Raw genomic sequence first — 2,756 nt, 5'->3', positions numbered from 1 at the left:
TCGAGCCAGACCCCCGTGCCAAAGGGCGATGGTACCACGCCAAAGTCCTGCACCATATCTTCGCGGATCGCGCGGACAGTCACATCAAGATCAATGGCATCGCCTGACGCCTGGGATCGTTTGCCGCCCAGCCGTACACGCATGCGTGCACCAACACCGGCATCGCGGCACATATCGACCAGCACAGGGTCCCAATAGACGGCCATGGCTACGTCTTTCATGCCGCGCCTTAAGACCTCTTGCAGGACAAATGTGCTATCAGATGGTGCACCGCCGCCTGCGTTGTCGGCGGTGTCGGCAAGCACCACAGGAAAGGTGGTGGCAGCCTCGGCGCGGTCCAACGCAGTATCAATGTCGGGCCAATTTATGCGCAGCGCCTCGCGATTATCCCACAGACGTATGCCAAAATCTTCGGCCACCCGTGCAGCCAGTTCAGCATCCCCGTCCGTGATTGCCAGCATCCGCGTTCCGGTCACCGAAGTATCTCCGTAGGGAAACCCATGCGCGAGCGACAAAGACAAAACCCCGTCCTGTCCTTCTGCTGCCATCATGTCATCCACAAAGGAGCGCATGACAGGGCTTTGCGTCGGATACATCGATACCATCCGGCAATCGAAATCGCGCATCACGGGGCGGGTGTGCCCCTCGGCTGCATCAACCGTTAAGGCAAACAGATCATGCGCGCGGTCCGGCACGTCCGTATGCGGATATTCCTTAAAGCAAACGATCAGCGTCGCTGCTTCCAACATCTGCGGGGTCAGGTGGCAATGGGGATCAATCTCAAGCGAGATAACCGCATCAGGCCCAAGGAGTGCGCGGGCACGGGCCATCAAATCACCCTCGCAATCATCGTATCCTTCGGCAACCATCGCGCCGTGCATCGACAGCATCAGGATGTCGGGCTGTTCGCGTGCGATGTCTTCCAGAATAAAGTCGCGGAACTCTTCATAGACCCTACGCCCGACCATGCCCGCAGGCTGCGCCCATGCGGCAAGGCTGTCTACGACGTCCCAGCCTTTCGCCTCGCCTGATGCGCGCCAGATATGCAGCGGCATGGTGCATGGAACCGGGGGCTGGGCGGTAGGCGTGCGGGTGATCAGTTTGTCAGCAAAGGCTTTGCGCCCGACGGGAATTGGGGAAAACGTGTTGGTCTCGTTAAACAAACCGGCCAACAGCAGTTTCATGATGCATCTCTGCCACTTAGCGCCGTTGCAAGATGGGACAGCAAATGAAGCAGGATCAGGCCGAAACCGATCGGCACAGCTATGGCGAAAACAGACATCGGTACATCAACGGTTTCCGCCATTTGTTTGGCATTGCGCGCGATATAGCCCGAACTTGCGCGCCCGTTCAGACCAAAGACGCTGTACCACAGAATAGGTGTGATAAAGACAAGCGCCCCAATCGAGCGGATCACGGCAAAGACCCTGCCAACGCTGTCGGTACGTTCGCGGGCTGCAGGAAAAAGCGAAGGGTCCGCATTTGCGCGAAAGGCACAGGACGCGCCCAAAAGCCCTGCCCAGACCATCATGAAACGAGCAAGCTCTTCGGTCCATGACGGGGGTTGATCAATAATGTAGCGCGCGGCGGCCTGCCAACCGGCAAGCATGACCATTGCAATCACCGCCAACACCGCCCCCAGAAGGGCGATGCGGTCAGCAAAGGCTGAGATACGGTCAAGCCATGTTATCGCCGCACGCATGAGGTCTTATTCCCCGATCGCAGCTTGCCACGCGGCAAGCGAACCTTCGGGTAGCGGAACCGTATTGTGCAGCGGTGTGCTGAGCGCTTTGAACTCGGCCCACGCTTCGGGTGTCAGTTCGGTCACCTCAATGCCTGCTTCGCGTAGGGCGTCCAGCTCGCTCGTGCGTGTGGCCAGCCATTCGCGGTTTGCTTTTGTCGCGGCTGCCGCACCATCCATCACGATCTTTTGCTGCTCTGGCGACAGGCCTTGGAACCAATCCTCGGAGACAATGGCTGTACGGCTGCCAAGACCGACTTTCGCGTTCGTAAAGTATTTGATGAAGCCCGTGTGCCCAAACATGATCGGCACCATTGGCGGGTTCAGATAGCCGTCAGCGATTCCGGTTTGCAGCGCGTTCGGCACCTCGTCCCATGCCACGATTGTGCCGTTGGTGCCCCAGAGCTGGTAGACGCCGATCTGCGCGTCATCAAGCGCGCGCATCCGCAGGTCTGCCATGTCGGCCGCAGTATTCACCGGTTTCTTGGTGTTGAAGATACCCGCCGCAGATCCCAACGCAACATTGGCGATCACACGTACGCCTTGTGGGGTGGTGCCTTCGTTGATCTTGTCCAGCATGCCATTGGCCAGCGCGCGGTCCGCAGTGGCCCAGTCGGGAAACAGATAGGGCAAGGTCAGCGGTATGATGTTGCCATCCAAAGCGCCGACGCGCTTGGTATCGGACAGGGACACTTCGAGCAGGCCTTGCTGCACCTGATCCATCTTTTCGGCTTCATCGCCGAGCGCGCCGCGCTCGAATTCCTCGGCTTCCATGCCGTTGGCATTGAGATATTCCGAAAACGTATGCGCCCAGATATAGGTCCCCGAGTTTTCCAGGTCCTTCGCAGAATCCAGCGCAATCTTGACGTTCTGCGCACTCAGTGGTGCGGCAATCGACAGGGCGACGGCAACGCTGACAGCCCCTAGGTGTTTCATGAATGACATATGTTTTCCTCCTCTGTTTGGCCCTCCTTGGGGCCGTTGATTTAGTTCCAAAGTCCCATGGCGCGGGGCA

Annotated in this window: 3 protein-coding genes; all 3 read right to left on the bottom strand. The window is 58.7% G+C overall.

Annotated features, from left to right (window positions below):
* A partial coding sequence (locus tag WAO69_RS01230; protein ID WP_422175923.1) for a M81 family metallopeptidase occupies window positions 1-1,184 on the bottom strand: 1,184 nt, incomplete at its 3' end.
* Window positions 1,181-1,702 (bottom strand): TRAP transporter small permease, encoded by a 522-nt coding sequence (locus WAO69_RS01225; protein ID WP_422175921.1) that lies wholly within the window; start codon window positions 1,700-1,702, stop codon window positions 1,181-1,183. The genes WAO69_RS01230 and WAO69_RS01225, both read right to left, overlap by 4 nt.
* A 6-nt stretch (window positions 1,703-1,708) precedes the next feature.
* Window positions 1,709-2,686 carry a TRAP transporter substrate-binding protein gene (locus WAO69_RS01220; RefSeq protein WP_422175919.1) on the bottom strand — a complete coding sequence of 326 codons (978 nt, stop codon included), beginning with the start codon at window positions 2,684-2,686 and terminating at the stop codon, window positions 1,709-1,711.
* Window positions 2,687-2,756: the final 70 nt, after the last annotated feature.

Source organism: Aestuariivita sp. (assembly GCF_049276915.1).
Lineage (GTDB): Bacteria > Pseudomonadota > Alphaproteobacteria > Rhodobacterales > Rhodobacteraceae > Aestuariivita.
This window is presented reverse-complemented; position numbering and strand designations above follow the sequence as displayed.

Coding starts and splice junctions, on each gene's coding strand:
- WAO69_RS01225 (WP_422175921.1), bottom strand. CDS start 1,702: ATGCGTGCGGCGATAACATGGCTTGACCGTATCTCAGCCTTTGCTGAC.
- WAO69_RS01220 (WP_422175919.1), bottom strand. CDS start 2,686: ATGTCATTCATGAAACACCTAGGGGCTGTCAGCGTTGCCGTCGCCCTG.